Origin of the sequence: Alteribacillus iranensis, from assembly GCF_900113025.1 — a bacterium.
Classification (GTDB): domain Bacteria; phylum Bacillota; class Bacilli; order Bacillales; family Marinococcaceae; genus Alteribacillus_A; species Alteribacillus_A iranensis.
Genome location: NZ_FONT01000021.1, coordinates 1 through 1,705, shown reverse-complemented (window position 1 = coordinate 1,705; position 1,705 = coordinate 1). Strand labels below are relative to the sequence as shown.

The following is a 1,705-nucleotide window of genomic DNA, read 5'->3' as shown; positions in this document are numbered from 1 at the left end:
TTGTCCTTTGAAAATTGAATGAAAGTCAAGCGTCTGTTAATTTCTTTATAAAAGAAACAAAGCGAGCAATCGCTTTACAGCTTGTATCAAATAATCCAATTTTATGGAGAGTTTGATCCTGGCTCAGGACGAACGCTGGCGGCGTGCCTAATACATGCAAGTCGAGCGCGGGAAGCAGGCAGATCCCTTCGGGGTGACGCCTGTGGAACGAGCGGCGGACGGGTGAGTAACACGTGGGCAACCTGCCTTAGAGACTGGGATAACCCCGGGAAACCGGGGCTAATACCGGATAATCAAAAGAATCGCATGATTCTTTTGTAAAAGTGGGGACTTGTTCCTCACACTCTAAGATGGGCCCGCGGCGCATTAGCTAGTTGGGGAGGTAATGGCTCCCCAAGGCGACGATGCGTAGCCGACCTGAGAGGGTGACCGGCCACACTGGGACTGAGACACGGCCCAGACTCCTACGGGAGGCAGCAGTAGGGAATCATCCGCAATGGGCGAAAGCCTGACGGTGCAACGCCGCGTGAGTGAAGAAGGTTTTCGGATCGTAAAGCTCTGTTATCCGGGAAGAACAAGTGCCGGTCGAATAGGCCGGTGCCGTGACGGTACCGGATCAGAAAGCCCCGGCTAACTACGTGCCAGCAGCCGCGGTAATACGTAGGGGGCAAGCGTTGTCCGGAATTATTGGGCGTAAAGGGCGCGCAGGCGGTTTCCTAAGTCTGATGTGAAAGCCCACGGCTCAACCGTGGAGGGTCATTGGAAACTGGGGAACTTGAGTACAGGAGAGGAGAGTGGAATTCCACGTGTAGCGGTGAAATGCGTAGATATGTGGAGGAACACCAGTGGCGAAGGCGGCTCTCTGGCCTGTTACTGACGCTGAGGCGCGAAAGCGTGGGTAGCGAACAGGATTAGATACCCTGGTAGTCCACGCCGTAAACGTTGAGTGCTAGGTGTTAGGGGTTTCGACGCCCTTAGTGCCGAAGCAAACGCATTAAGCACTCCGCCTGGGGACTACGACCGCAAGGTTGAAACTCAAAGGAATTGACGGGGGCCCGCACAAGCGGTGGAGCATGTGGTTTAATTCGACGCAACGCGAAGAACCTTACCAGGTCTTGACATCTTCTGCTACTTCTAGAGATAGAAGGTTCCCCTTCGGGGGACAGAATGACAGGTGGTGCATGGTTGTCGTCAGCTCGTGTCGTGAGATGTTGGGTTAAGTCCCGCAACGAGCGCAACCCTTGACCTTAGTTGCCAGCATTCAGTTGGGCACTCTAAGGTGACTGCCGGTGACAAACCGGAGGAAGGTGGGGATGACGTCAAATCATCATGCCCCTTATGACCTGGGCTACACACGTGCTACAATGGATGGTACAGAGGGAAGCGAAGCCGCGAGGTGAAGCGAATCTCAAAAAGCCGTTCTCAGTTCGGATTGCAGGCTGCAACTCGCCTGCATGAAGCCGGAATCGCTAGTAATCGTGGATCAGCATGCCACGGTGAATACGTTCCCGGGCCTTGTACACACCGCCCGTCACACCACGAGAGCTTGCAACACCCGAAGTCGGTGAGGTAACCTTTGGGAGCCAGCCGCCGAAGGTGGGGCAGGTGATTGGGGTGAAGTCGTAACAAGGTATCCCTACCGGAAGGTGGGGATGGATCACCTCCTTTCTACGGAGTATTTTCCGAGTCGAGCTTTTCGGACCGC

Annotated in this window: 1 rRNA gene; it reads left to right on the top strand. The window is 54.7% G+C overall.

The window, feature by feature from the left end:
* Window positions 1-100 precede the first annotated feature (100 nt).
* Window positions 101-1,668: ribosomal RNA gene (locus BM095_RS16295) — 16S ribosomal RNA — on the top strand.
* Window positions 1,669-1,705: the final 37 nt, after the last annotated feature.